26 protein-coding genes and 1 riboswitch are annotated in these 25,547 nt (G+C 70.3%); of the genes, 17 read left to right on the forward strand and 9 right to left on the reverse strand.

The annotated features are described in order from the left end of the window. Positions 1-53: 53 nt before the first annotated feature. The 5 genes from ACFY1L_RS33490 (at position 54) to ACFY1L_RS33510 (ending at position 4,997) form a co-directional block, all read left to right on the forward strand. The gene (locus ACFY1L_RS33490; RefSeq protein WP_361270725.1) at positions 54-446 is read left to right on the forward strand and encodes a YraN family protein; all 393 of its coding nucleotides are present in this window, start codon (positions 54-56) and stop codon (positions 444-446) included. Then, positions 446-2,071, forward strand: a complete 1,626-nt coding sequence (locus ACFY1L_RS33495; protein WP_388832448.1) for a YifB family Mg chelatase-like AAA ATPase — start codon at positions 446-448, stop codon at positions 2,069-2,071. Before ACFY1L_RS33490 ends, ACFY1L_RS33495 begins: the two co-directional genes overlap by 1 nt. Continuing rightward, the gene (gene dprA / locus ACFY1L_RS33500) at positions 2,068-3,228 is read left to right on the forward strand and encodes a DNA-processing protein DprA (RefSeq protein ID WP_388832451.1); all 1,161 of its coding nucleotides are present in this window, start codon (positions 2,068-2,070) and stop codon (positions 3,226-3,228) included. Before ACFY1L_RS33495 ends, dprA begins: the two co-directional genes overlap by 4 nt. A 271-nt stretch (positions 3,229-3,499) precedes the next feature. After that, positions 3,500-4,345 carry an RNA polymerase sigma factor WhiG gene (whiG, locus tag ACFY1L_RS33505; RefSeq protein ID WP_361270716.1) on the forward strand — a complete coding sequence of 282 codons (846 nt, stop codon included), beginning with the start codon at positions 3,500-3,502 and terminating at the stop codon, positions 4,343-4,345. A 94-nt stretch (positions 4,346-4,439) separates the two neighbouring features. Then, on the forward strand, positions 4,440-4,997 hold the full coding sequence (locus ACFY1L_RS33510) for a TetR/AcrR family transcriptional regulator (protein ID WP_388832455.1): 558 nt from the start codon (positions 4,440-4,442) through the stop codon (positions 4,995-4,997). A gap of 110 nt (positions 4,998-5,107) precedes the next feature. Here the strand turns inward: ACFY1L_RS33510 and ACFY1L_RS33515 are convergent, their stop codons facing one another. Continuing rightward, positions 5,108-5,656: a murein hydrolase activator EnvC family protein gene (locus ACFY1L_RS33515; protein ID WP_388832756.1), complete on the reverse strand. Its 549-nt coding sequence runs from the start codon at positions 5,654-5,656 to the stop codon at positions 5,108-5,110. A gap of 296 nt (positions 5,657-5,952) precedes the next feature. On the opposite strand from ACFY1L_RS33515, the gene rpsB reads away from it, so the two are divergent. The 6 genes from rpsB (at position 5,953) to ACFY1L_RS33545 (ending at position 11,250) form a co-directional block, all read left to right on the forward strand. Next, on the forward strand, positions 5,953-6,846 hold the full coding sequence (rpsB, locus tag ACFY1L_RS33520) for a 30S ribosomal protein S2 (protein ID WP_388832458.1): 894 nt from the start codon (positions 5,953-5,955) through the stop codon (positions 6,844-6,846). A gap of 182 nt (positions 6,847-7,028) precedes the next feature. Then, on the forward strand, positions 7,029-7,865 hold the full coding sequence (tsf, locus tag ACFY1L_RS33525) for a translation elongation factor Ts (protein ID WP_388832461.1): 837 nt from the start codon (positions 7,029-7,031) through the stop codon (positions 7,863-7,865). Between the two features lie 188 nt (positions 7,866-8,053). After that, entirely contained in the window at positions 8,054-8,812 is a 759-nt protein-coding gene (pyrH, locus tag ACFY1L_RS33530) for a UMP kinase (protein WP_388832464.1), read from the forward strand. Between the two features lie 147 nt (positions 8,813-8,959). Then, a complete protein-coding gene (gene frr, locus ACFY1L_RS33535) occupies positions 8,960-9,517 on the forward strand; it encodes a ribosome recycling factor (protein ID WP_030943211.1) in 558 nt (185 codons plus the stop codon). Next, positions 9,517-10,677, forward strand: a complete 1,161-nt coding sequence (locus ACFY1L_RS33540; RefSeq protein WP_388832467.1) for a phosphatidate cytidylyltransferase — start codon at positions 9,517-9,519, stop codon at positions 10,675-10,677. Before frr ends, ACFY1L_RS33540 begins: the two co-directional genes overlap by 1 nt. 123 nt (positions 10,678-10,800) lie before the next feature. After that, positions 10,801-11,250 (forward strand): SRPBCC family protein, encoded by a 450-nt coding sequence (locus tag ACFY1L_RS33545; protein WP_351326007.1) that lies wholly within the window; start codon positions 10,801-10,803, stop codon positions 11,248-11,250. A gap of 7 nt (positions 11,251-11,257) precedes the next feature. Here ACFY1L_RS33545 and ACFY1L_RS33550 read toward each other — a convergent pair whose 3' ends face one another. After that, positions 11,258-11,662 (reverse strand): hypothetical protein, encoded by a 405-nt coding sequence (locus ACFY1L_RS33550; RefSeq protein ID WP_351326009.1) that lies wholly within the window; start codon positions 11,660-11,662, stop codon positions 11,258-11,260. 138 nt (positions 11,663-11,800) lie between these two features. Here ACFY1L_RS33550 and ACFY1L_RS33555 point away from each other — a divergent pair, with 138 nt between their 5' ends. The 6 genes from ACFY1L_RS33555 to ACFY1L_RS33580 all read left to right on the forward strand — a co-directional run bounded on the left by ACFY1L_RS33555 (position 11,801) and on the right by ACFY1L_RS33580 (position 18,284). Further along, positions 11,801-12,352 carry an NUDIX domain-containing protein gene (locus ACFY1L_RS33555; RefSeq protein ID WP_351326011.1) on the forward strand — a complete coding sequence of 184 codons (552 nt, stop codon included), beginning with the start codon at positions 11,801-11,803 and terminating at the stop codon, positions 12,350-12,352. Between the two features lie 26 nt (positions 12,353-12,378). Beyond that, the gene (rlmN, locus tag ACFY1L_RS33560; RefSeq protein ID WP_388832472.1) at positions 12,379-13,485 is read left to right on the forward strand and encodes a 23S rRNA (adenine(2503)-C(2))-methyltransferase RlmN; all 1,107 of its coding nucleotides are present in this window, start codon (positions 12,379-12,381) and stop codon (positions 13,483-13,485) included. 23 nt (positions 13,486-13,508) lie between these two features. After that, positions 13,509-13,614, forward strand: a riboswitch (TPP riboswitch). Between the two features lie 87 nt (positions 13,615-13,701). Beyond that, entirely contained in the window at positions 13,702-14,778 is a 1,077-nt protein-coding gene (locus ACFY1L_RS33565) for a thiamine ABC transporter substrate binding subunit (RefSeq protein WP_388832475.1), read from the forward strand. Between the two features lie 62 nt (positions 14,779-14,840). Continuing rightward, the gene (locus tag ACFY1L_RS33570) at positions 14,841-16,442 is read left to right on the forward strand and encodes an ABC transporter permease (protein ID WP_388832478.1); all 1,602 of its coding nucleotides are present in this window, start codon (positions 14,841-14,843) and stop codon (positions 16,440-16,442) included. Then, positions 16,443-17,462: an ABC transporter ATP-binding protein gene (locus ACFY1L_RS33575; RefSeq protein WP_388832481.1), complete on the forward strand. Its 1,020-nt coding sequence runs from the start codon at positions 16,443-16,445 to the stop codon at positions 17,460-17,462. Between the two features lie 24 nt (positions 17,463-17,486). Continuing rightward, positions 17,487-18,284, forward strand: a complete 798-nt coding sequence (locus ACFY1L_RS33580) for a maleylpyruvate isomerase family mycothiol-dependent enzyme (protein ID WP_388832484.1) — start codon at positions 17,487-17,489, stop codon at positions 18,282-18,284. Positions 18,285-18,346: 62 nt separating this feature from the next. On the opposite strand, the gene ACFY1L_RS33585 is transcribed toward ACFY1L_RS33580, so the two are convergent. The 7 genes from ACFY1L_RS33585 to ACFY1L_RS33615 form a co-directional block, all read right to left on the reverse strand. Next, positions 18,347-19,039, reverse strand: coding sequence for an LAETG motif-containing sortase-dependent surface protein (locus ACFY1L_RS33585; protein WP_388832487.1), 693 nt, complete (start codon positions 19,037-19,039; stop codon positions 18,347-18,349). A 160-nt stretch (positions 19,040-19,199) separates the two neighbouring features. Next, positions 19,200-20,321, reverse strand: a complete 1,122-nt coding sequence (locus ACFY1L_RS33590; protein WP_388832490.1) for an LOG family protein — start codon at positions 20,319-20,321, stop codon at positions 19,200-19,202. 26 nt (positions 20,322-20,347) lie between these two features. Continuing rightward, the gene (locus ACFY1L_RS33595; RefSeq protein ID WP_388832493.1) at positions 20,348-20,755 is read right to left on the reverse strand and encodes a VOC family protein; all 408 of its coding nucleotides are present in this window, start codon (positions 20,753-20,755) and stop codon (positions 20,348-20,350) included. 97 nt (positions 20,756-20,852) lie between these two features. Further along, positions 20,853-22,568 carry a hypothetical protein gene (locus tag ACFY1L_RS33600; RefSeq protein WP_388832495.1) on the reverse strand — a complete coding sequence of 572 codons (1,716 nt, stop codon included), beginning with the start codon at positions 22,566-22,568 and terminating at the stop codon, positions 20,853-20,855. Then, complete coding sequence (locus ACFY1L_RS33605; protein ID WP_388832498.1) at positions 22,550-23,290, reverse strand: ABC transporter ATP-binding protein; 741 nt, start codon at positions 23,288-23,290, stop codon at positions 22,550-22,552. The genes ACFY1L_RS33600 and ACFY1L_RS33605 overlap by 19 nt, the downstream gene beginning before the upstream one ends. Before the next feature lie 217 nt (positions 23,291-23,507). Next, a complete protein-coding gene (locus ACFY1L_RS33610; protein WP_388832501.1) occupies positions 23,508-24,890 on the reverse strand; it encodes an aspartate aminotransferase family protein in 1,383 nt (460 codons plus the stop codon). After that, on the reverse strand, positions 24,875-25,390 hold the full coding sequence (locus ACFY1L_RS33615) for an Lrp/AsnC family transcriptional regulator (RefSeq protein WP_388832504.1): 516 nt from the start codon (positions 25,388-25,390) through the stop codon (positions 24,875-24,877). The genes ACFY1L_RS33610 and ACFY1L_RS33615 overlap by 16 nt, the downstream gene beginning before the upstream one ends. Between the last annotated feature and the right edge of the window lie 157 nt (positions 25,391-25,547).

Here is a 25,547-nt window from a genome sequence, read left to right on the forward strand (position 1 = left end):
ATATCCACAACCGGTGAGTAGTCCACCAAGATCCACTTGGTGGGGCCGGATGCGTGACGGTTGGCGCCGGAGGTGGTGCCGACATGAACGCACGAGGTGCGATGGGCAAGTACGGCGAGGATCTGGCCGCCAGGCGGCTGGTGGACGCCGGGATGACCGTCCTGGAGCGCAACTGGCGCGCTGGCAGGACAGGTGAGATCGACATCGTGGCCCGGGACGGCGACGTCCTGGTGGTCTGCGAGGTGAAGACCCGCCGCGCTGGCGCTTTCGAACACCCCATGGCCGCGGTCACGCCGACGAAGGCGGAACGCCTGCGTGGCCTGGCGGAACGCTGGGCCCAGGAACACGGAGGAGCTCCGCCGGGAGGCGTCCGCATCGACCTGGTCGGCGTCCTGCTCCCCGACCGCGGCGCGCCCGTGGTCGAGCATGCGCGGGGGGTGGCCTGATGGGATTCGCGCGTACGTGCTCGGTGGCGCTGGTGGGCGTCGAGGGCGTGGTGGTCGAGGTCCAGGCCGATCTGGAGCCGGGCGTGGCGGCGTTCACGTTGGTGGGGTTGCCGGACAAGAGCCTGAGCGAGAGCCGGGATCGGGTGCGGGCTGCGGTGGTCAATTCGGGTGGCGAGTGGCCGCAGAAGAAACTGACGGTCGGGCTCAGCCCGGCATCGGTGCCGAAGGCCGGCAGTGGTTTCGATCTTGCCGTCGCCTGTGCCGTCCTCGGTGCCTCGGAGCGGATCGATCCGCGGGTGCTCGCCGATATCGTGATGATCGGGGAGCTGGGTCTGGACGGCCGGGTGCGGCCCGTCCGGGGGATCCTGCCGGCGGTGCTGGCCGCGGCGGACGCCGGCTACGAGCAGGTGGTGGTGCCCGAGTGCGCGGCCGCCGAGGCATCGCTGGTGCCCGGCGTGTCCGTCCTTGGGGTGCGCAGCCTGCGGCAGCTGATCGCCGTCCTCACCGACGAACCCGTGCCCGACGAGGAACCGGACGAGGTGGGTCGCCCGGATCCGCTCCTGGCCGGTCTGCGCGTGCCCGGTACGGGCGCGGCCACGGGCATGCACAGCTTGGGCGCGGCACAGCACGACCAGGGGCACGACCTCGCGGACGTGGTCGGCCAGATCTCGGCGAGGACCGCGGTGGAGGTCTCCGCGGCGGGCGGCCATCACCTCTTTCTCGAGGGCCCGCCCGGTGCCGGGAAGACGATGCTCGCGGAGCGGCTGCCCGCCATCCTGCCCCGGCTCAGTCGACAGGAGTCGCTGGAGGTCACGGCGGTGCACTCGGTGGCGGGACTGCTGCCGCCGGGCAAGCCCCTGATCGACGTCGCTCCGTACTGCGCCCCGCACCACTCGGCCACGATGCAGGCGCTCGTGGGCGGCGGACCGGGGATCGCGCGGCCCGGAGCCGTGTCGCTCTCGCATCGGGGTGTCCTCTTCCTGGACGAGACGCCCGAGTTCAGCAGCCAGGTCCTCGACGCGCTGCGGCAGCCACTGGAGGCGGGGCACGTCGTGATCGCGCGCAGTGCGGGTGTCGTGCGGTTCCCGGCGCGCTTTCTGATGGTCCTCGCGGCGAATCCCTGCCCGTGCGGTCGTTTCTCGCAGATGGACGACTTCTGTGAGTGTCCTCCCTCGGCGATCCGCCGCTACCAGGCCCGGCTGTCCGGTCCGCTGCTCGACCGCGTCGACCTGCGCGTCGAGGTGGACCGCGTCACCCGCGACCAGCTGACCCGGCGCGGCGCGCGGGGCGAGTCCACCGCGACGGTCGCCAACCGGGTTCGGGCGGCCAGGGAGCGGGCGGCGGCGCGGCTGGCAGGCACGCCATGGCGGACGAACAGCGAAGTCCCCGGCCGTGAGCTGCGCAGCCGCTGGCACGCCGCGAGCGGCGCGATGGACGAGGCCGAACGCAACCTGGAGCGGGGCGTGCTGACCGCCCGCGGGCTCGACCGCGTCCTGCGTGTCGCCTGGACCGTCGCCGACCTCGTCGGACACGACCGCCCCGACGCGACGGACGTCGCCCTGGCGCTGCAACTGCGCACCGGTGTGCCGCGAGGCGTGCCCATGGCCATCGGGGCGCTGACATGACCGCCGGCGACGATCCGGACGGCGAGCTGCTCGCCCGTGTCTTCCTGAGCCGGGTTCTCGAACCCGGGGACGAGGTCGGTGGGCGGTGGGTGCGGGAGATGGGGGCCGTCGAGGTCGCGCGGGTGCTGCGGGGCGGTGGGCCGCAGCTGGTCGGGATCACCGACAAGCGGTGGGCCGGGTTGCTGGACCGGGCGCAGGAGGCCGAGCCCGAGCGGGATCTTGCCGCCGCGCGGGATGCCGGGGTTCGCTTCCTTGTGCCGGGTGACGGTGAATGGCCGGGGCAGCTGGACGATCTCGGAGATGCGCGGCCCGTGGGGCTGTGGGTCCGGGGGCGGCCCAGTCTGCGGATGTGGGCGCTCCGCTCGGTCGCCGTGGTGGGCGCGCGGGCCTGCACCGAGTACGGGGCGCACATGGCGGCCACCCTCGGCGCCGACCTCGCCGAGCGCGGATGGGTGGTCGTGTCCGGCGGGGCCTACGGCGTCGACGGCGCCGCGCACCGGGGCGCCCTCGGCGCCGGCGGAGCCACCGTCGCCGTGCTGGCCTGCGGTGTCGACCGGTCCTACCCGCGCGGACACACCGAACTGATCAACAGGATCGCGGAACAGGGACTCGTCGTGGGGGAGTTGCCGCCCGGAGAACACCCGACGCCGAGCAGATTCGTCGTCCGCAACAGAGTGATCGCCGCCCTGACCAGGGGCACCGTGGTCGTCGAGGCCGCCTACCGCAGCGGCTCGCTCGTCACCGCGCGGGCGGCGCAGCGGCTGGGGCGCCACACGATGGGGGTACCCGGGCCGGCCACCAGCGGCCTGTCCGCGGGGGTGCACGAACTCCTGCGAGGCGACGCCGTGCTCGTCACCGACGCCGCGGAAGTCGTCGAGCTGGTCGGCGACATGGGGGAGCTGGCCCCGGACCGGCGCGGTACCGTGCTGCCGCGGGACCTGCTGGAGCCGGCCGCGCGGCGCGTCCTCGCCGCCCTGCCCGGACGTCGCGCGGCGCGGGCCGGCGAGATCGCGCGCGGCGCGCAGACCACGCCGGACGACGCCGTCGCGAGACTGTACGAACTCCGATCACTCGGTTACGTCGAACGACACGGCGACGGCTGGAAGTTGACACGCCAGGCGATGATCTCCGTCCGCGGGGGTCGCGGTCGATGCTGACCGAGCGTGTTCGGCCGTCCGGGGGAAGCCTGACACCAGTGGAAATACCCGCAGTTGGCGTCCCCCGGCGGTCACGCACAGCGACCTTCGTGACTCGGTGGGGCGCCCTGCGGAACGTATCTGCGCACGCATTCCGCGCCGACCTTCGCGCACCGCGACACTCCAGTCACGCTACGCTCACGAGGATTCCGACGCAGACCGGCATCTCGACATCAGACCGACAGCTCACCCAGGTAACCCCACTTCACGGCAGAACGGCACAAGGCGACGAATGCCCCAACACACCTCCGGGTCCGACCGGGCGGCGATCCCCCCAGCCGCCCGCGACGGTGGCAGCGTGCGGCCGCCCGCTCCCTCGACACTCGACGAGCTGTGGCGGTCGTACAAGGACACGGGGGACGAGCGGCTGCGGGAGCAGCTGATCCTGCACTACTCGCCGCTGGTGAAATACGTGGCGGGACGGGTGAGCGTCGGTCTGCCGCCGAACGTGGAGCAGGCCGATTTCGTCTCCTCCGGGGTCTTCGGGCTGATCGATGCGATCGAGAAGTTCGACATCGACCGGGAGATCAAGTTCGAGACGTACGCGATCACGCGGATCCGGGGCGCGATGATCGACGAGCTCCGGGCGCTGGACTGGATTCCGCGGTCGGTGCGGCAGAAGGCGCGGAACGTGGAGCGGGCGTACGCGACGCTGGAGGCCCGGCTGCGACGGACACCTTCGGAGGGGGAGGTGGCCGCCGAGATGGGCATCCCGGTGGACGAACTCCACGCCGTGTTCAGTCAGTTGTCGCTGGCGAACGTGGTGGCCCTGGAGGAGCTGCTGCACGTGGGGGGCGAGGGCGGCGGCGACCGGCTGAGCCTGGTGGACACGCTGGAGGACACCGCCGCCGACAATCCCGTGGAGGTGGCCGAGGACCGGGAGCTGCGCCGGTTCCTGGCACGGGCGATCAACACGCTGCCCGAGCGGGAGAAGACCGTCGTCACGCTGTACTACTACGAGGGGCTCACGCTCGCCGAGATCGGCAACGTGCTCGGGGTCACCGAGAGCCGGGTCAGTCAGATCCACACCAAGTCGGTGCTGCAGCTGCGTGCGAAGCTGGCGAGCTTCGGTCGTTGACCCGGCCGAATGGGAGTGCGTCCAGGCGACTCACTCCCGTCGGGGGTGGCCTGTCCGTAAAGTGGTTGACGTGCCAAGGATTCGAGCGGCCTCCGTGGCCGAGCACCGGTCGATGCAGCGAGCCGCCCTGCTGGACGCGGCTCGGTCGTTGTTGTCCGAGGGCGGGACGGAGTCGTTGACGTTTCCGGCTCTCGCCGAGCGGACGGGGCTTGCGCGGTCGTCCGTCTACGAGTACTTCCGGTCGCGGGCGGCTGTCGTCGAGGAGTTGTGCGAGGTCGACTTCCCCGTGTGGGCGGCCGAGGTGTCGACGGCGATGGCGGCGGCGGACGGGGCCGAGGCCAAGGTCGAGGCGTATGTGCGGCGGCAGCTTGCGCTGGTGGGGGATCGGCGGCATCGGGCCGTTGTGGCGATTTCGGCGAGTGAACTCGATGCGGGGGCCCGGGAGAAGATCCGGGCTGCGCACGGGGGGCTTGTCGCGATGATTGCCGAGGCGCTGGGGGAGATGGGGCATTCGGAGCCTCGGTTGGCTGCGATGTTGTTGCAGGGCGTTGTGGATGCGGCTGTACGGCGGATCGAGCTGGGGGCGGCGGAGGATCCGGCGGCGATCACTGAGGCGGCGGTGGCCATGGCGCTGCGGGGGGTTCGCGGCTGAGGCGCCGTGGGAGTTGCATGGGGGCGGGCCCGCTCGCCGGCGCCGGCCGGATGCCGCACTCCTTGGGTCGGGAGTCGCCCCAGCGGCACGACTGCCCGCAGCCAAGGCGGCTATGCGGAGGGCAGCGGCACTCCGAGTACCGGCAACAGCCTCGACGGTCCCCTGTTCAGCAGCCACGGCGGTAGTAGTGACAGTGGGTCCAGATACGTCTCGTCTCTCAGTAAGCCCCAGTGCACGCACGTGACCGCGCAGTGGCTGCCCGTCGGCTCCACCGTTCCCACGGGCTCGCCCGCCGCTACCTGGTCTCCCCTCTTCACCGACGGCCGTACCGGCTCGTACGTCGTTCGAAGATCCGTCCCGGTCAGCTGCACGGAGACCACGCCCCGCCCCGCCACCCGGCCCGCGAAGGACACCCGTCCGGCCGCCACCGCTCTCACCGGCGTCCCCGCCGACGCTGCCAGGTCCACGCCCCGATGACCCCGGCCGTACACCGTCGCCGGGGGCTCCCAACCTCGTAGGACCATGGGATGTGTCCCCACGGGCCAGGCGCGGCCGATCGCGGGGACCGGTGGGCCGGAGTCCGAAGTCGGGAGTGGGTCGTCCGCCCATGCCCAGGGGGTCAGGACGGCCAGGATCAGCCCCGACAGCGCTGCTCCCATCAGGTGCACGTATCGCATCGCTCGCATGCGAGAACCGTCCCGCACCTCCGCCGATCATGGCCGGACTCTGTGGACTACTCCCCGGTTGTGGACAGCGGCGTCACCCGGTGCCTCGCCGGTCCCGTACACTTCTTCTGGCGATCCGGGTCACCGGGTCGACTTCGCACGCCCCGACATCAGGTGATCAAAAGCCGGTGTCAGCGCCCCTCGGTCCTTGTGGCACGGCGCATGTGGGCGTCAGGCGCGGGAGCCGTCCGGCATCCGCGGCACAACCGAGAAACTCAAGGAGAACGGCCATGGCCGTCGTCACGATGCGGGAGCTGCTGGAAAGCGGCGTCCACTTCGGTCACCAGACCCGTCGTTGGAACCCGAAGATGAAGCGCTTCATCTTCACGGAGCGCAACGGCATCTACATCATCGACCTGCTCCAGTCGCTGTCGTACATCGACCGCGCCTACGAGTTCGTCAAGGAGACCGTCGCCCACGGCGGCACGGTCATGTTCGTCGGCACGAAGAAGCAGGCGCAGGAGGCCATCGCCGAGCAGGCCACCCGCGTCGGCATGCCCTACGTCAACCAGCGCTGGCTGGGCGGCATGCTCACCAACTTCTCCACCGTCTACAAGCGTCTGCAGCGCCTCAAGGAGCTCGAGCAGATCGACTTCGAGGACGTCGCCGCTTCGGGTCTGACCAAGAAGGAGCTTCTCGTGCTCTCGCGCGAGAAGGCCAAGCTGGAGAAGACCCTCGGTGGTATCCGCGAGATGCAGAAGGTGCCCAGCGCCGTCTGGATCGTGGACACCAAGAAGGAGCACATCGCGGTCGGCGAGGCCCGGAAGCTCAACATCCCGGTCGTCGCCATCCTCGACACCAACTGCGACCCCGACGAGGTCGACTACAAGATCCCGGGCAACGACGACGCGATCCGCTCCGTCACCCTGCTCACCCGTGTGATCGCCGACGCCGTCGCCGAGGGCCTCATCTCCCGCTCCCGCGTCGCCACCGGCGACAAGGGCGAGAAGGCCGCGGGCGAGCCGCTGGCCGAGTGGGAGCGCGACCTGCTCGAGGGTGAGAAGAAGGCTGACGAGGCTCCCGCCGCCGAGGCCGAGAAGCCGGCCGAGGCTCCGGCCGCCGAGGCCCCCGCGGCTGAGGCTCCGGCCGCCGAGGCTCCGGCCGCGGACGCCGAGCAGGCCTGACTCGTCAGCGTCAGTCGTTGACGGCGGGAGCGGTACTGCACCTGATAGCGCCTCCGGCGTGGTGAAGTCCGCTCCCGCCGTTCACCCGTAGGTCGGCGGAGAGTCAGCGGCCCCGACTACATGGGGGTCGTGGACCCCGTAGATCTTCGATCTTCCAGACTTCGAGAAAGATTCACAGACTCATGGCGAACTACACCGCCGCCGACGTCAAGAAGCTTCGTGAGCTCACCGGCGCCGGCATGATGGACTGCAAGAAGGCCCTGGACGAGGCCGACGGCAACGTCGACAAGGCCGTCGAGGCGCTGCGCATCAAGGGCCAGAAGGGCGTCGCCAAGCGCGAGGGCCGCTCCGCCGAGAACGGCGCCGTGGTCTCCGTCATCGCCGACGACAACACCTCCGGTGTCCTGGTCGAGCTGAAGTGCGAGACGGACTTCGTCGCCAAGGGCGAGAAGTTCCAGGCCGCCGCCAACCAGATCGCGCAGCACGTCGCCGCGACCTCCCCGGCCGACCTCGAGGCCCTGCTCGCCTCCGAGATCGAGGCCGGCAAGACCGTCCAGGCGTTCGTGGACGAGGCCAACGCCAACCTCGGCGAGAAGATCGTCCTGGACCGCTTCGCGCAGTTCGCCGACGGTTTCGTCTTCGCGTACATGCACCGCACCATGCCCGACCTGCCCCCGCAGATCGGTGTCCTGGTCGAGCTGGACAAGGCCGACGCCGACCTGGCCAAGGGTGTCGCCCAGCACATCGCCGCCTTCGCGCCGAAGTACCTCTCCAAGGAGGACGTGCCGGCCGAGGTCGTCGAGTCCGAGCGCCGCGTCGCCGAGGAGACCACCCGCGCCGAGGGCAAGCCCGAGGCCGCCCTGCCGAAGATCGTCGAGGGTCGCCTCAACGGCTTCTTCAAGGACGCCACGCTGCTCGGTCAGCCGTACGCGCTCGACAACAAGAAGTCCGTCCAGAAGGTCCTGGACGAGGCCGGTGTCACCCTGAAGCGCTTCACGCGCATCAAGGTCGGCATCTGAGTCCGTGCCGCGAGCGGCGCGTCGGCCCGATAGGGTCGGGTGCAGTCGTCCGGTACGCCGTCACGCGGGCGCGTGACGGACGACAGCAGATCTGACGAGGAGGCCATTGCCGAGAATGGGTTGCGAACGACACCCCACCGGCAATGGCCTTCTTCGTATGTGCAACACGTGAAAGAGGCGGGATCTCCATGACCACCAAGCCCCAGAAGAGCGACGACGGCAAAGTACGCGGCCGGTTTCTGCTGAAGCTGTCCGGCGAGGCCTTCTCCGGTGGCGGGGGCCTGGGTGTGGACCCCGACGTGGTGCACAAGATCGCCCGCGAGATCGCCGCCGTCGTCCGGGACGGCGCCGAGGTCGCGGTCGTCATCGGCGGCGGCAACTTCTTCCGCGGCGCCGAACTGCAGCAGCGCGGCATGGACCGGGCCCGCTCGGACTACATGGGCATGCTCGGCACCGTGATGAACTGCCTCGCCCTCCAGGACTTCCTGGAGAAGGAGGGCATCGACAGCCGGGTGCAGACCGCCATCACCATGGGCCAGGTCGCAGAGCCGTACATCCCGCTGCGTGCCGTACGACACCTGGAGAAGGGCCGCGTGGTCATCTTCGGCGCCGGTATGGGCATGCCGTACTTCTCCACCGACACCACCGCCGCCCAGCGCGCCCTGGAGATCGACGCCGAGGCGCTGCTGATGGGCAAGAACGGTGTGGACGGCGTCTACGACTCCGACCCGAAGGCCAACCCGGACGCCGTCAAGTTCGACTCCCTCGGCTACGGCGAGGTCATCACCCGCGACCTCAAGGTCGCCGACGCCACCGCCATCACGCTGTGCCGCGACAACAAGCTGCCGATCCTCGTCTTCGAGCTTCTGGTGGAGGGCAATATCGCCCGCGCCGTCAAGGGTGAGAAGATCGGCACGCTTGTGGGTGACCAGGACAGCCGGCACTGACCAGCAACACCCATGGACCCTGACCGGGGGATGGACAATGTCCTGCCGGTCGGGAACCGTGCAGGAAGAAGACGCGACGCAGCCGGCCGCCGCCCCCACGCACATGGAACAGCAGCCGGGCCTACTCAAGACACGCAGGAGCAAGTGGTGATCGAAGAGACCCTCCTCGAGGCCGAGGAGAAGATGGAGAAGGCCGTCGTGGTCGCCAAGGAGGACTTCGCCGCGATCCGCACCGGTCGTGCGCACCCGGCGATGTTCAACAAGATCGTGGCCGACTACTACGGCGCGCCGACGCCGATCAACCAGCTGGCTTCGTTCTCCGTGCCGGAGCCGCGCATGGCAGTAGTGACCCCGTTCGACAAGACGGCCCTGCGCAACATCGAGCAGGCCATCCGCGACTCGGACCTGGGCGTCAACCCGAGCAACGACGGCAACATCATCCGGGTGGTGTTCCCCGAGCTCACCGAGGAGCGCCGTCGCGACTACATCAAGGTCGCCAAGGGCAAGGCCGAGGACGCGCGCGTGTCCATCCGCTCCGTGCGCCGCAAGGCCAAGGACGCCATCGACAAGCTCATCAAGGACGGCGAGGTCGGCGAGGACGAGGGCCGCCGCGCCGAGAAGGAGCTCGACGACTCCACCCACAAGTACGTGGCGCAGGTGGACGAGCTCCTGAAGCACAAGGAAGCGGAGCTGCTCGAGGTCTGATGAACGACTCTTCCTGGGGAGCGCCGCCACACACCGGATCGCAGGCCGGGTACTGGGGGCCCACCGCGCAGGGACCTGTCCAGGGGGCTGCCCCGGCGGGTCCCGCGTACGATGCGCCTGAGGCGCAGCAGACTCGCCCCATGCCCACCGTGCCCGACGTACCCGCGTATGGCGGAGACCAGGATGACGACCGGGGGGCTGCTCGGCTGAGCGGCCCCTTGTTCCGCGACGAGACGCCGCAGGCGCAGACCTACGACACGCCGCAGGTGCAGCCCCACGGGGCGGTGCCGCAGAATCCGGAGCCCATGCCCGACGCCCCACAGCCGGCGCCCCCGCCGCAGAAGAAGAGCGCGGGGCGCGACCTGGGTGCGGCCATAGGAGTCGGTGTCGGTCTCGGCGTGGTGATCATCGCGTCGTTGTTCGTCGTCAAGGCCGTCTTCGTCGGTGTGGTCGCCGTCGCCGTCGTGGTGGGTCTGTGGGAGCTGACCAGCCGGCTCCAGGAGCGCAAGGGCATCAAGGCGCCCCTGGTCCCGCTGGCACTCGGCGGTGCGGCGATGGTCGTCGCCGGGTACGTCCGCGACGCCGAGGGCGCGTGGGTCGCCATGGCGCTCACGGCGCTGGCAGTGCTCGTATGGCGCATGACGGAGCCGCCCGAGGGCTACCTCAGGGATGTCACGGCGGGCGTCTTCGCGGCGTTCTACGTGCCGTTCCTGGCGACCTTCGTGGCGCTGATGCTGACGGCCGACGACGGCGCCTGGCGCGTGCTGACGTTCCTGTTGCTCACGGTCGTGAGCGACACGGGTGCGTACGCCGTCGGCTGGCGCTTCGGCAAGCACAAGCTCGCCCCGCGCATCAGCCCCGGCAAGACCCGTGAGGGCCTGCTCGGTGCGGTGACGTTCGCGATGGTGGCGGGTGCGCTGTGCATGCAGTTCCTGATCGACGACGGTTCCTGGTGGCAGGGCCTGATCCTCGGCCTCGCGGTCGCGGCCAGCGCCACGCTGGGCGACCTCGGCGAGTCGATGATCAAGCGGGACCTGGGCATCAAGGACATGGGCACGCTGCTCCCGGGGCACGGCGGGATCATGGACCGCTTGGACTCGCTGCTGCCGACGGCTCCGGTCGTGTGGCTGCTGCTGGTGCTGTTCGTCGGGTCGGGCTGACGTACATACGCCTGTGAGCCCCTGTCCTTCTCCAGGGCGGGGGCTCCTCGCGTTCTTGGGCGATGGCGCCCCGGTCGGGCGAGTGGGACGATTCCGGTGTAAGCCTCCCAAGGGGGTCACACCATGTCAGTCATCCGAGAATCGATCGACGTCGACCGCACCGCGGAAGACGTCTACGCGTATGTGATCGACCCCGCCCACCTGCCGGAGTGGCAGCTGAGCGCGGTCTCCGCGGAGCTGCTCGACGAGGGTCCGCTCCACACAGGTTCCCGAGTCCGGGTCACCCGGCGGGTCGGGCGCCGCGAGATGCCGATGACCATGGAGTTCACCGAGTACGACCCGCCGCACAGCTGGGGGCTGCGTGGCATCGACGGTCCCATCAGGGGCAACTTCCACGGCGAGGTGGAGCCCATCGACGACGGCCGCCGTGCCCGCGTGACCATGGAGCTCGACTTCGAGGGACACGGTCTCGGCAAGGTCCTGCTGCCCCTCGTCGTCCGCCCCCAGGTCCGCAAGGAGATGCCGCGCAACGAGCAGCTGCTCAAGGACAAGCTGGAGCACACCACCGCCTAGCCGGCGGCTACGAGGTGCAGACGTCCTTCAGCTCGTCGGCCGCCCTGTCGATCTGGGTGGAGTCCGGGTTCTCGCCGTTCAGGACGGCCTTGTTGTAGTCGGCGACGGCTTGGTTCAGGTTCTTCACCGCCTTGTCGACCTTGCTGTCGTCGGACTTGGCATCGATCTTGTCGAGGTTCTTCTCGATCGTGTCGATGGACTCGTCGGTCCGCGAGGGGTCGCTCGCCGCGGCCTGCCCGGCCTCGTGGATCGCCTTCAGGCTGTCGGCGATCGTGTCGTAGTTCTGCACGCAGTCCAGCGAGTTGTCCACGTCGTCGGGGTCGCAGCCGGTGACGAGTCCGGCGGTCAGCGCGGCGGCTGCCACGGCGGTGGCGAGGGTGGTGGTACGGCGGCGTCGGCGGTTGGCGGCCATGGACGGTCCCCTTCTGGAAGGCTCTGGTGGTGCTGTGCCCTGTGCCGACCACGATCCCGGCGTGCGGGTGCGGCCACGAGGGAACCATCACCCCGATCCGTGGTGTAGCCCGCTACACCGTCACTGAGGGGGGCCCGGATGCACGAGCCTGTCCGCGTGGACAGCCTGAGCGAACTCCAGGCATGGCTGACCCGGCACGGAATCCCGTTCGACGCGTGGGGCCGTGACGGCAGCAAGCCGGTCACGAGCCTGTGGCGGGAGATCGCGTCCGGTGAGTCATGGCTCTCGGAGGATCCGCCCCTGCGGCAGGTCGCCGTGGTCAGTGTGCGGATCGAAGCGGACGGCAAGCAGCTGACCGAGGTCAGGCAGCTCATGGCCACCGGGGCCGTACGCGAGAGGAACTCCCCGCCCACGGAGAAGCTGAAGCCGGGGGAGACGGCTGTCGCCGGGGCGCTTCGGTGCGTGGCCGAAGAGCTCCGGGTGGAGGCGCGGTACGTGAGGGTCGCCACCGAGCCGGTCTCCACGACCGTCGAGCAGGTCGACTCGCCGTCCTTTCCGGGTCTGCCGACGCGATACCTCCTGCACACGGTCGCCGCGGACGTCCCCGGCCTTCCCACCTCGGCATTCGCCACGGATGAGGCGTCCGGCAGCGATGCGGCGGTGCGCACTCACCACTGGGAATGGCATTAGCGGCGATCTGCGACACTGGTACAGCCATGCCTAAGCCCGGAGAACTCACTTTCGTCGCCCCCCGCGGAGCCAAGAAGCCGCCGCGGCACCTTGCCGATCTCACGCCTGCCGAGCGTAAGGACGTCATGTCCGAGATCGGGGAGAAGCCGTTTCGTGCCAAGCAGCTCTCGCAGCACTACTTCGCGCGGTACGCGCACGACCCGGCGGAGTGGACCGACATCCCGGCCGGTTCGCGGGAGAAGCTGCGCGAGGCGCTGCTGCCCGAGCTGATGAGCGTCGTACGGCATCTGTCGACCGACGAGGGCACCACCCGCAAGACGCTGTGGCGGTTGTTCGACGGGACGCTCGTCGAGTCGGTGCTCATGCGTTATCCGGACCGGGTGACCATGTGCATCAGCTCGCAGGCGGGGTGCGGGATGAACTGCCCGTTCTGCGCCACCGGGCAGGCGGGGCTGGACCGGAACCTGTCCTCCGCCGAGATCGTGCACCAGATCGTCGACGGGATGCGGGCGCTGCGGGACGGGGAGGTCCCGGGCGGGCCGGCCCGGCTGTCCAACATCGTGTTCATGGGCATGGGCGAGCCCCTCGCGAACTACAAGCGGGTCGTCACGGCCATCCGCTCGCTCACCGACCCCGCGCCGGACGGGCTCGGGCTCTCGCAGCGTGGCATCACCGTGTCGACCGTCGGGCTTGTGCCCGCCATCCACCGGTTCGCCGACGAGGGCTTCAAGTGCCGGCTCGCGATCTCGCTGCACGCACCCGACGACGAGCTGCGCGACACCCTCGTCCCCGTCAACACGCGGTGGAAGGTGCGCGAGGTGCTCGACGCCGGGTTCGAGTACGTGGAGAAGAGCGGGCGGCGGTTGTCGATCGAGTACGCGCTGATCCGGGACATCAACGACCAGGCCTGGCGCGGTGACCGGCTCGGGCGGCTGCTGCGCGGCAAGCCCGTGCACGTCAATCTCATCCCGCTCAACCCGACGCCCGGGTCCAAGTGGACCGCCTCGCGGCCCGAGGACGAGAAGGCGTTCGTCGAGGCCATCGCGGCGCACGGGGTGCCGGTGACCGTCCGGGACACCCGTGGTCAGGAGATCGACGGGGCCTGCGGTCAGCTCGCGGCCACCGAGCGGTAATCTGAGCCCGTACGTACATCTTCATATTCCGACAGGGGAGCGCCACAGCGCTGAGAGTGCGGGAGAGTCCGCAGACCCTCTGAACCTTGCCCAGGTCATTCTGGGTAGGAAGTTCGGTCATCACTCAAGCTGTTGCGCCCTGCCCGGGAGCCGGCGGAATCCTCCGGCGGTCCCGGGCGGGGCCGCGTCTCTTCCTGGTCACCCAGGAGGAATTCAGTGCACACCAAGACGTTCGTGGCCGCGGCCGTCGGCCTTGGCCTGATCACGCTGTCCGCGTGCGGGTCGTCGTCCGGCAGTGAGGGCTCCGGCGACTCCAAGACCGTCACCCTCGTCAGCCACGACTCGTGGGCCGTCTCGAAGAGCGTCCTCGCGGACTTCGAGAAGCAGTCCGGCTACAAGGTCCACGTCCTCAAGGACGGCGACGCGGGGCAGGCCGTCAACAAGGCCATCCTCACCAAGGACAACCCGCAGGGCGACGTCTTCTTCGGCGTCGACAACACCCTGCTGTCGCGGGCGCTCGACAACGGGCTCTTCCAGTCGTACGAGGCGAAGGGCTCCGATCTGGTCCTGCCGCAGTACCGCGTCGATCAGGCCAAGCACCGGGTCACGCCGATCGACTCCGGAGACATCTGCGTCAACTACGACAAGGCGTACTTCAGCAAGCACAAGCTGACCCCGCCGCAGTCGTTCGACGATCTGATCAAGCCGGCGTACAAGAACCTCCTCGTCACCGAGAACGCCTCCACCTCCTCGCCCGGCCTCGGCTTCCTGCTCGGCAGCGCCGCGAAGTACGGCGACGACGGCTGGGAGGGCTACTGGAAGAAGCTCAAGGCGAACGGCGTGAAGGTCGTCGACGGCTGGGAGCAGGCCTACAACGAGGAGTTCTCCGGGTCCGCGGGCGGCAAGAAGGCCAAGGCCGACCGGCCGCTCGTCGTCTCCTACGCCTCCTCGCCGCCCGCCGAGGTCATCTACGGCGACCCGAAGCCGAAGACCGCGCCGACCGGGGTGTCGTACGGGACCTGCTTCCGGCAGATCGAGTACGCGGGGCTGCTCAGCAACGCCAAGAACAGCAAGGGGGGCAAGGCGTTCATCGACTTCCTGCTCACCAAGGAGTTCCAGGACGACATGCCGCTGAACATGTTCGTCTACCCGGTGCGCGAGGCCGCTCAGGTGCCGGCCGAGTTCGTGAAGTACGGGCCGCAGGCCAAGGACCCCGAGACCATGGCGCCCGACAAGATCGCCGCCAACCGTGACCAGTGGGTCAAGTCGTGGACGTCACTCGTACTGAAGTAGCCGAAGCGGCCGAAGCGGCCGTCCGGAAACGGCGTTCGGGGAACGCGACGCGGCTCGGGCTCATGGCCGTGCCCGTCGTGTTCTTCGGCGTCTTCTTCGCCTGGCCCGTCGCCGCGATCGTGGCGCGCGGGCTCAAGGTCGACGGGGTATGGCAGTTCGGGCGGATCGCGGACGTCGTCACGCAGTCCGACATCCGGCACGTGCTGTGGTTCACCACCTGGCAGGCGCTCGCCTCCACCGCGCTCACGCTGCTGATCGCGCTCCCCGGCGCGTACGTCTTCGCGCGCTTCGAGTTCCCCGGCAAGCAGGTGCTGCGGGCCGTCGTCACCGTCCCGTTCGTGCTGCCGACCGTCGTCGTCGGTACGGCTTTCCTGGCGCTCGTCGGACGCGGGGGACTGCTCGACGAGTTGTGGGGCGTACGGCTCGACACGACCGTCTGGGCCATCCTGCTCGCGCACGTCTTCTTCAACTACGCCGTCGTCGTACGGACCGTCGGCGGGCTCTGGGGCCAGCTGGACCCGCGGCAGGAGGAGGCGGCGCGGATGCTGGGTGCCTCGCCGCTCAGGGCCTGGCGGAAGGTGACCCTGCCCGCCCTCGCGCCCGCCGTGGCGGCCGCCGCGCTGATGGTCTTCCTCTTCACCTTCACGTCCTTCGGCGTGGTGCAGATCCTCGGCGGGCCGACGTTCTCGACGCTGGAGGTCGAGATCTACCGGCAGACGTCGGAGATCTTCGACCTCTCCACGGCCGCGGTCCTCACCATCGTCCAGTTCGTGGCGGTCGGCGCGATCCTCGCCGTACACGCCTCGACCGTACGGCGGCGGGAGACCGCCCTGCGGCTGGTGGACGCGAACGTCACGGCGCGGCGGCCGCGCGGGGCGAGGGAGTGGGGGCTGCTCGCCGGTGTCCTCGCCACCGTCCTCGTGCTGCTCGTGCTGCCGCTGGCCGTGCTGGTGCAGAGGTCCCTCGACGCCCCCGGCTTCGGCTACTACCGGGCGTTGACGCGCGACGACGGCGGTACCTTCCTCGTGCCGCCGATCGAGGCCATCGGCAACTCGCTCCAGTACGCCCTCGCCGCGACCGCCGTCGCCGTGGTGATCGGCGGTCTCGCCGCCGCGGCCCTGACCCGCCGGGACGCGGGCCGGCTGGTCCGCGGCTTCGACGCGCTGCTGATGCTGCCGCTCGGCGTCTCCGCGGTGACGGTCGGCTTCGGGTTCCTCATCGCGCTGGACAAGCCGCCGCTGGACCTGAGGAGTTCATGGATCCTGGTGCCGCTCGCGCAGGCGCTGGTGGGCGTCCCCTTCGTCGTACGGACCATGCTGCCCGTGCTGCGAGCGGTGGACGCGCGGCTCAGGGAGGCGGCGACCGTGCTCGGGGCGTCGCCGTGGCGGGTGTGGCGGGAGGTCGACCTGCCGATGGTGCGGCGGGCGCTGCTGGTCGCCGCCGGGTTCGCGTTCGCGGTGTCGCTGGGGGAGTTCGGGGCGACCGTGTTCATCGCGCGGCCCGACAACCCGACGCTGCCGGTCGCGGTGGCGCGGCTGCTGGGTCGGCCCGGTGATCTCAACTACGGCCAGGCGATGGCCCTTTCGACGATTCTGATGGTGGTGTGCGCGGTGGCGCTGCTGGTGCTCGAGCGGCTCCGTACCGACCGGACCGGGGAGTTCTAGATGCTGCTGAGCCTTGAGGGCGCGACCGTGCGGTTCGGCGGGCGGGCCGTGCTCGACGCCGTCGGCCTCGATGTCGCCGAGCACGAGGTGGTGTGCGTGCTCGGGCCGAGCGGCAGCGGCAAGTCGACACTGCTGCGGGCGGTCGCGGGGCTCCAACCCCTGGACGGCGGGCGGGTGTTGCTCGACGGACGGGACCAGGCCGGCGTGCCCGCGCACAAGCGCGGCGTGGGCCTGATGTTCCAGGATCATCAGCTGTTCCCGCAGCGGGACGTGGGCGGGAACGTCGCGTTCGGGCTGCGGATGCACGGGGCGTCGCGCCCTCAGCAAGCGGAGCGCGTACGCGAGTTGCTGGACCTGGTCGGGCTGCCGGGTGCCGCCCGCCGGGCCGTCGCCGCGCTCTCCGGCGGTGAGCAGCAGCGCGTGGCGCTGGCCCGCGCGCTCGCGCCCCGCCCCCGGCTGCTGATGCTCGACGAGCCGCTCGGCCAGCTCGACCGCTCGCTTCGGGAGCGGCTCGTCGTCGAACTCCGGGAGCTGTTCGGGCAGTTGGGCACCACTGTGCTCGCCGTGACGCACGACCAGGGCGAGGCCTTCGCGCTCGCCGACCGGGTCGTGGTGATGCGGGACGGGCGGATCGCCCAGTCCGGTACGCCGCTCGAGGTGTGGCAGCGGCCCGCGGACGAGTTCGTGGCCCGCTTCCTCGGCTTCGACAACGTGGTCGAGGGGACGGTGAGCGGGGAGGCCGCGGACACCCCCTGGGGCAAGGTTCCGGTCCCCGAGGAGGCCCCTCAGGGCACCCGCACGCTCCTCGTACGGCCCGCCGGGGTCCGGCTCGTCCCCGCCGACGAGGGCCTGCGCTGCACGGTCGCCGCACGTACCTTCAAGGGCACCCATGTCGCCGTACATCTGCAGCCCGAGGACGCGCCGCGGCTGGAGGCGGCGTGTGCGCTGCGGGACGCTCCACGGATCGGGGACGAGGTCGGGGTGGAGTTCGACGGGGCCGAAATTGTCGTGCTGGGGTGATTGACCGCACCCTAGGGTGACGGCATGACCCTGCTGACGTATGACCGCTACTGCGATGAAATCGCCCGTCAGGTCGAGCAGTTGAGGGCCGTGGTGACCTCCGGCACCGATCTGTCCGCGACCGTGCCGACCTGCCCGGACTGGTCGCTGGAAGAGCTCGTGCGGCACATGGGCGGCGCACTGCGCTGGGTGGAGGCGCTGGTCAGGACCCGGGCGCAGAAGAACATCCCGGACGAGGAGATCCCTCTCGTCGGCGGCCCGGAGGCGCAGGGCGACGCCGCGGCGCTGGACGCGTGGCTCGCGGAGACCGGCCGGCAGGTCGTCGGCGCGCTGCGGGAGGCGGGGCCGGACGCCGAGGTGTGGGCCTGGGCCGGGAACCTGAGCGCCGGCTTCTGGGCCCGCCGTATGACCCACGAGATCACCGTCCACCGTGCGGACGCCGTGCTCGCGGCCGGGATGCCGTACGACGTCGCACCCGAGGTGGCCGCCGATGCCGTCGACGAATGGCTGCAGCTCGTGCAATGGGCCCAGCGCAACCACCCGCACGAGGCGGAGGGGGAGCTGCGCGGCCCCGGCCGCAGCATCCATCTGCATGCCACCGACACCGGCCCCGAACTGAACGCCGAGTGGCTGGTCGAGCTCACCGAGGACGGGGTGGTCTGGCGCCGCGGTCACGACAGGGCGACCGTCGCCCTGCGCGGGCCCCTCACCCCCGTACTCCTCGCCTTCTACCGCCGACTGCCGCTGGACAGCCCGGAGCTGGAGGTCCTCGGCGAGCGCGAGCTGCTGGAGTTCTGGCTGGAGCGGGCGACCTTCGGATGAACGACCGTGGCCCGTCCCCAGGGGATACGGGGACGGGCCACAGCGTGTTGCGAAGTGAGGCGTCAGCGGCCGCTGTTCGCCCCGCGACGGCGCATGCCGAAGAAGACGGCGCCGCCGCCCACGACGACCAGCGCGCCCGCGATACCGGCGATCAGACCGGTGTTGGAGTTCGCACCGGTCTCGGCGAGGTTCGAGTCACCGGCCGCCGGGGACGGCGCGTTGCTCGAGGTGCTCGCCGGGGCGGAGCTGCTCTCCGAGGCCGACGGGGTCGGGGACTCCTCGGCCGGGGTCGAGGCGGACTCCGACGGCGACGGGGTGGCCGGCGGGGTCGACTCGTCCTTCGAGCAGCCCTCGGACGGGGTCGTCAGGTTCGGCGTGATGTCCTTGTCGACGATCGGGTGGTCCTTGTCCTTCCCGGCCGTGACGTGGACGCGGTACTCGGCGTTCGGCGACCAGTCCTCGTCGAAGGTGACGGTGACGCCCTCGCGGGAACCGGTGACGTCCTGCTCACCGATCTGCTTGGCGTCGGCGCCGTTGCTCTCGAGGAACACGGTGATCGTCGCCGGCGTACCGGAGGCGTCCTGGTCGGTGACGGTGATGACGCCCTTGCTGCCGTCGCACTTGGCTTCGGCGGAGAACTCACTGATGTTGCAGGCGAGCGCGCTGCCCGCGGCGCTCAGGGCGAGCGCGGAGGAGGCGGCGGCGACGCCGAGGATCTGCACGGAACGACGTGCGGTGCGGCGAGTTATGGACACGTTTGCCCTTCACGGGATGCACAACTGCGGGGGGTTGGCGGTCAACTGTGGCGACGGCGAGGTGAGGCATCACCGTCCCCAGGAGTCTCACAGGTTTATAAGCGTTCGATAAGGAGTGTCAATCCGTCAGCCCAGCAGGAGCGTTGGCTTTACGCTCTTATTAACTCCCGAGACGTTTCAGCGCCTCAGGAGCCTCCTCGATCCGGTCAACGAGGGCGATACGGGACTCCATGGACCGTTCCCGGGCGAGAGACTGCAAGAGGGGCCACGTGGGCAGCTTCCGCGTCCAGTGCTCCCGGTCGACGAGAACCATGGGCGTCGGCTCGCCCCGTGACTCGTAATAGTTCGGCGTCGCGTTGTCGAAGATCTCCTGTACGGTGCCGGCGGCGCCCGGCAGGAACACCACGCCCGCGTTGGAGCGGGCCAGCAGGCCGTCCTCGCGGGTGGCGTTGGCGAAGTACTTGGCGATGTGCGAGGCGAAGGGGTTCGGCGGCTCGTGGCCGTAGAACCAGGTGGGGATGCCGATCGAGTGGTTGCCCTTCGGCCAGCGGCTGCGCACCTCGAAGGCGGCTTGCGCCCACTCGGTGATCGAGGGGGTGAACGACGGTGCCTCGGCCAGCAGTTCGCAGGCTTCTTCCAGCATGGCGTCGTCGTACGGCGCTGTGTACGCGCCCAGGTTCGCCGCCTCCATCGCACCCGGGCCGCCGCCGGTGGCCACCGTGAAGCCCGCGCGGCTGAGCTCGCGGCCGAGACGTGCCGCACCGGCGTACGCCTCCGTGCCGCGCTTCATCGCGTGGCCGCCCATGACGCCCACCACCCGTGCCCCGCGCAGGAGTTCGTCGAGTGCGTCGGAGACGGAGTCGTCGTGCACGGCGCGCAGCATCGAGGCGTATATGTCGCCGTCGGCCTTGGTCTGCTGGAACCAGGCGTAGGCGAGCGCGTCCGGCGTCTGCTCGTACCCCTTCTCCAGCGAGGCGAACAGCTCGTCGGGCTGGTAGAGGTGCCCGCGGTACGGGTCGAACGGGAGATCCGGGACGGGCGGGAAGACCAGGGCGCCGTCGGCGCGGACCTTCGCGGCCGCGTCCTCGCGCATCGGGCAGCCGAGGAAGACGGCCCGCGCGGTGTCGGTGGTGAGCAACTCCCTTGTACGGTCCGTCAGATCGACGGCCTGCACTCGATAGCCGGCGAGAGTGCCGCGGGCCGACACGGTCGCGTCGAAGTCCTCGAGCGTCTCGATCTCGCGCTCGTCGTGATGGGCCGCATGGGCCGGGCTCGTCTGCACGGGCCCATGCTAGGCACCCTCTTCGCTCAGCCCTGGACCGCCGCCGGGTCCATCCACATGACCTCCCAGCTGTGGCCGTCGAGGTCGTCGAAGGAACGGCCGTACATGTAGCCGTGGTCGACGGCGTCCTCGTTGCCCGTGCCGCCCGCCGCGATCGCCTTGTCGACCAGCTCGTCGACCTTCTCGCGGCTCTCGGCGCTCAGACAGAGCAGGGTCTCGCTGGTCTTCGTCGAGTCCGCGATCTCCTTCTTCGTGAAGTCGGCGTACCGCTGCTTGCTGAGCAGCATCGCGATGATGGTGTCGCTGATCACGACACAGGCGCAGTCGTCCGTGCTGAACTGCGGGTTGATCGTGTAGCCGAGCTCCGTGAAGAACTTCTTCGACGCGTCGACGTCGTTGGTGGCCAGGTTCACGAAGATCATCTGCTGGTACATGCGGGGTCTCTCCCATCGGATCCGGTTCGTTCGACGGGGTAGACCCGGAGCCGGTGCGGAACTCATCGGCCGCCGGGAAAATTGTTCGTGCGGGTTTTCAGCGGGCCAGCGGCAGCGCCGCGAGCTCGGCCACGACCAGGGTCAGCGGACCGAACAGGGCCAGCAGCGCACCGGCACGCAGGGCGGCGGCGCTGCGCAGCATCGTGCTGGGGGCGCCCAGGCGCAGCAGGGCGGCCGTGGTGTCGGCCCGGGCCTGCCTGGCCTCCACGGCGGCGGTGAGCAGCGTCGCCAGGGTGCAGCCGGTGACGAGGAGCGTGCCGAGGGTGCTGAGCGGGCCGAAGGAGGGCGAGGGTGTGTCGTGCAGCGCGGTCATGGCGTACGCGCCGGAGCCCACCGCGCAGACGACACCCAGCGGGCGGCCGATGCGGGTGGCCTCCTCCATCAGGACGCGGCCCGCGAGCAGACGCAGGGCGCCGGGCCGGGCGGACTGCAGGAGACGGCCGCACAGGTGGGTCAGTCCGGGACCGGCCAGAGCCAGACCCAGGACGATCAGCGCCCAGCCGGCCAGGACCATGGGGGCGCCGGTCGGCAGACCGCCGGGCAGAGCGGCGCCGGGGTCGCTCGTCGTACGGCCGGCGTAGGTCTCCACGGCAAGTCCCGCGGCGAGGAGGGCCGTGCCCCAGGGGAGCCCGGCGGGGGCCTCGCGGGGGGCTGGCGGGCGGGTGGGGTCGGGATCGACCGGGGCGGGGTCCGGGACCAGTGCCGTTCCGCGGTCGGTCGGGGCGGTGTGCGGGGCTGGGGCTGTGGCGTGGTCGGTCGGGGTGGTGTGCGGGGCCGGAGTTGTGGCGTGCTCGGTCGGGGCGGTGTCCGGGAGCGGAGTTGTGGCGCGGTCCGTCGGGGCGGTGTCCGGGACCAGTGCCGTTCCGTGGTCGGTCGGGTCGGTGTGCGGGGCCGGGGCTGTGGCGTGGTGGGTCGGGTCGGTGTCCGGGACCTCAGCTGCGGCGCGGTCGGTCGGGGCGATGTCCGCGGCCGGTGTCATGGGGTGGGTTGCGTTCGCCGTCGCCGTCGCCGGTGGGGTGGCGTCCGCCTTCGGGGTGGCTGCGGCCTCGGGGGCGCGGTCGTCCGCAGCCACGACGGGTCGGGCCCCAGGGGCCGGACTGTCCGTGGTACTGGCCGTGCGGCTGCGTCCCGGCCAACGCGCCCCGAAGCGGCCGTACGCGCCGAAGGTCTCGCGCGTCACCGACCTGCGGTACGCGCCGAAGCGGCCGTAGGAGTGCGCCACGTGGGCGGCGACCGTCCGCGCGTCCCGCGGTCGTAGGACCACTGCCACCGTCACCGACGCGAGCGCCGGGAGGACGGACAGCAGGGTCAGGGCCGCCGGCAGTGGCAAGGGCTGGTCCGCGGCGAGGAACTCGGCCGCCGCTCCGTCGAACGGCAGGCCCGTGAGGTCGCCGCGGAGCTGGAGGAAGAGGAGCAGGGCCAGCAGCGAACCCAGCGCGCAGGACAGGGCCGTGGTGGCGGCCGAGATCGTCATGAGACGGGTCGGGCCCAGGCCGATGGCCGCGAGGCCGGAGCGGGGTTTCGTGGCCGGGTCGGTGCGGGCCACCGCCACCGCGAGGTGGACGGTGGCGGCCAGGGGCGTGAGGCACCAGGCGAGGCGCAGGACCGAGCCGCCGGGGTTGTCGGCGTGGCCCATCGCGTAGCCGAGGGCGCTGAGCAGGAGGAAGCCCGTGCCCGCCGAGGCCGTCGCCACCAGCAGGCGGCGAAGGTGGACGGCCGGGTGGGCGCCGCGGGTCAGACGGAGAGCGAGCACGCGGCCCGGCCTTCCGTCTCGGTGACCGGGGGCAGGTGGACGGTGCGCACCCGGCGTCCGTCCAGCAGTGACACCGTGCGGTCGGCGAGGGCCGCGGTCTCCGCGTCGTGGGTGGCCAGGACGACCGTGATGCCGTGCGAGCGGGCCGCCGTGGTGAGCGTGCGCAGGACGTGGGCGCGGTCGGCGCGGTGCAGCGGGGCCGTCGGCTCGTCGGCGAACAGGACGGTCGGGGACGGGGCGAGGGCGCGGGCGATGGACACGCGCTGCCGCTCGGCCTGCACCAGCTCGTGCGGCCGCTTGCGGGCCTTGTCACCGACGTCGAGGCGCTCCAGCCACTCCAGGGCGGCCGTCTTCGCGCGGCGGCGGCTGGTGCCGCGCAGCATCAGCGGAAGGGCGGCGTTCTCCCAGGAGTTCAGCTCGGGCACGAGCACGGGGGCCGGGTCGATCCAGCCGAAGCGGTCGCGGCGCAGGCGCTCCCGGGTCAGGGAGCCCATGGTGTGGATCGGCACGCTGTTGAACCAGACCTCGCCGCGCTGGGCCGCCACCAGCCCGGACAGACAGCGCAGCAGGGTCGTCTTGCCGCTGCCGCGCGGGCCGCTGACGGCGAGGATCTCGCCCTCCTGGACGCCCAGCGAGACGCCGCTGAGCGCGGGGGAGCCGTCGCTGTGCTGGAAGTGCAGGGTGCGTGCCCAGAGCACGTCGTTGTCCGGCGGGGCCACCATCCGCGTACACCTCGGTTCAGATCCGTTTGTTGCCGTGCCATCCCCCGTGCGGGGGAACGAAGGCAGGGCTGATCGGTCACTCGGCACGCTAGGCAGTTCAGGTGGTCGGGCCGGACAGCACACGGCCCCGGGCGCCCGTTTCTCACTCGAACGGGCGGCACCAGGGCCGGTGTTGATCATCCGAGAGGAAGATCCACAGATGGATCCCCTTGGCGGATCAGAGCTTCGTCCATGCCTCCGTCAGCGTCGCGCGCAGGATCTGCTCGATCTCGTCGAACGTGTCCTGGTTGGAGATCAGCGGCGGGGCGAGCTGGACGACCGGGTCGCCGCGGTCGTCGGCACGGCAGTACAGGCCGTTGTCGTACAGGGCCTTGGAGAGGAAGCCGTAGAGGACGCGCTCGGTCTCCTCCTCGTTGAAGGACTCCTTCGTCGCCTTGTCCTTCACGAGCTCGATGCCGTAGAAGAAGCCGTTGCCGCGGACGTCGCCGACGATCGGGAGGTCGTGCAGCTTCTCCAGGGTCGCGCGGAACGCGCCCTCGTTGTCGAGCACGTGCTGGTTGAGGTTCTCGCGCTCGAAGAGGTCGAGGTTGGCGAGGCCCACCGCCGCGGAGACCGGGTGGCCGCCGAAGGTGTAGCCGTGCAGGAAGGTGTTGTCGCCCTTGTAGAACGGCTCGGCGAGCCGGTCGGAGATGATGCACGCGCCGATCGGGGAGTAGCCCGAGGTCATGCCCTTGGCGCAGGTGATCATGTCCGGGACGTAGTCGAACTTGTCGCAGGCGAACATCGTGCCGAGGCGGCCGAAGGCGCAGATGACCTCGTCCGAGACCAGCAGCACGTCGTACTTGTCGCAGATCTCGCGCACCCGCTGGAAGTAGCCGGGCGGGGGCGGGAAGCAGCCGCCCGCGTTCTGGACCGGCTCCAGGAAGACCGCGGCGACCGTGTCCGGGCCCTCGAAGAGGATCTGCTGCTCGATCTGGTCGGCGGCCCAGCGGCCGAAGGCCTCCGGGTCGTCGCCGAAGAGCGGGGCGCGGTAGATGTTGGTGTTCGGGACCTTGTGCGCGCCCGGGACCAGTGGCTCGAACGGGGCCTTCAGGCCCGGCAGGCCGGTGATCGACAGGGCGCCCTGCGGGGTGCCGTGGTAGGCGACCGCGCGGGAGATGACCTTGTACTTGGTGGGCTTGCCCGTCAGCTTGAAGTACTGCTTGGCCAGCTTCCAGGCGGTCTCGACGGCCTCGCCGCCGCCGGTGGTGAAGAAGACCTTGTTCAGGTCGCCGGGCGCGTGGTCCGCGAGGCGCTCCGCCAGCTCCACGGCCTTCGGGTGGGCGTAGGACCACACCGGGAAGAACGCCAGCTCCTGCGCCTGCTTGAAGGCCGCCTCGGCGAGCTCCACGCGCCCGTGGCCCGCCTGGACCACGAACAGGCCCGCGAGACCGTCGAGGTAGCGCTTGCCCTTGTCGTCGTAGATGTAGGTGCCCTCGCCCCGGACGATGGTCGGGACGGGGGAGTTCTCGTACGAGGACATGCGGGTGAAGTGCATCCACAGGTGGTCGTACGCGGTCTTGCTGAGGTCCTTCTGGCTCACGGTTATCGGGTTCCCCACATGTAGGTCTGCTTCTTCAGCTTCAGATAGACGAAGCTTTCGGTGGAGCGCACTCCGGGCAGCGCCCGGATGCGTTTGTTGATGACGTCCAGCAGGTGGTCGTCGTCCTCGCAGACGATCTCGGCGAGGATGTCGAACGAGCCCGCGGTCATCACCACGTACTCGACTTCCGACATGTCCGTCAGCGCCTCGGCGATCTTCTCCACGTCGCCCTCGACGTTGATGCCCACCATCGCCTGCCGGCGGAAGCCCACGGTGAGCGGGTCCGTGACGGCGACGATCTGCATCACGCCCTGGTCGAGCAGCTTCTGGACGCGCTGGCGCACGGCCGCCTCGGACAGGCCGACGGCCTTGCCGATCGCGGCGTACGGCCGGCGGCCGTCCTCCTGGAGCTGCTCGATGATGGCGAGGGAGACGGCATCCAGATGAGGAGTGCCGTTCCTGGACTCGCGGGAGTCCCTGTGCTCTGCGCTTCGACTGGCCACGAGCTCACTGTGCACGAGGTCTCGGCGGTTCCGCAAGGGCGGACCAATGAAATTCGTTGTTTACGCGACTGAGACTTGCGGATTTCGCAGCCTTGACGCGACCAGGGGTGTTGAAAACGTGGGCGATCGCATTACTGTGGGTGTCTCAGCCAATGGACACGTTGGATCCACT

It is taken from the genome of Streptomyces sp. NPDC001663 (assembly GCF_042893105.1).
GTDB lineage: Bacteria > Actinomycetota > Actinomycetes > Streptomycetales > Streptomycetaceae > Streptomyces.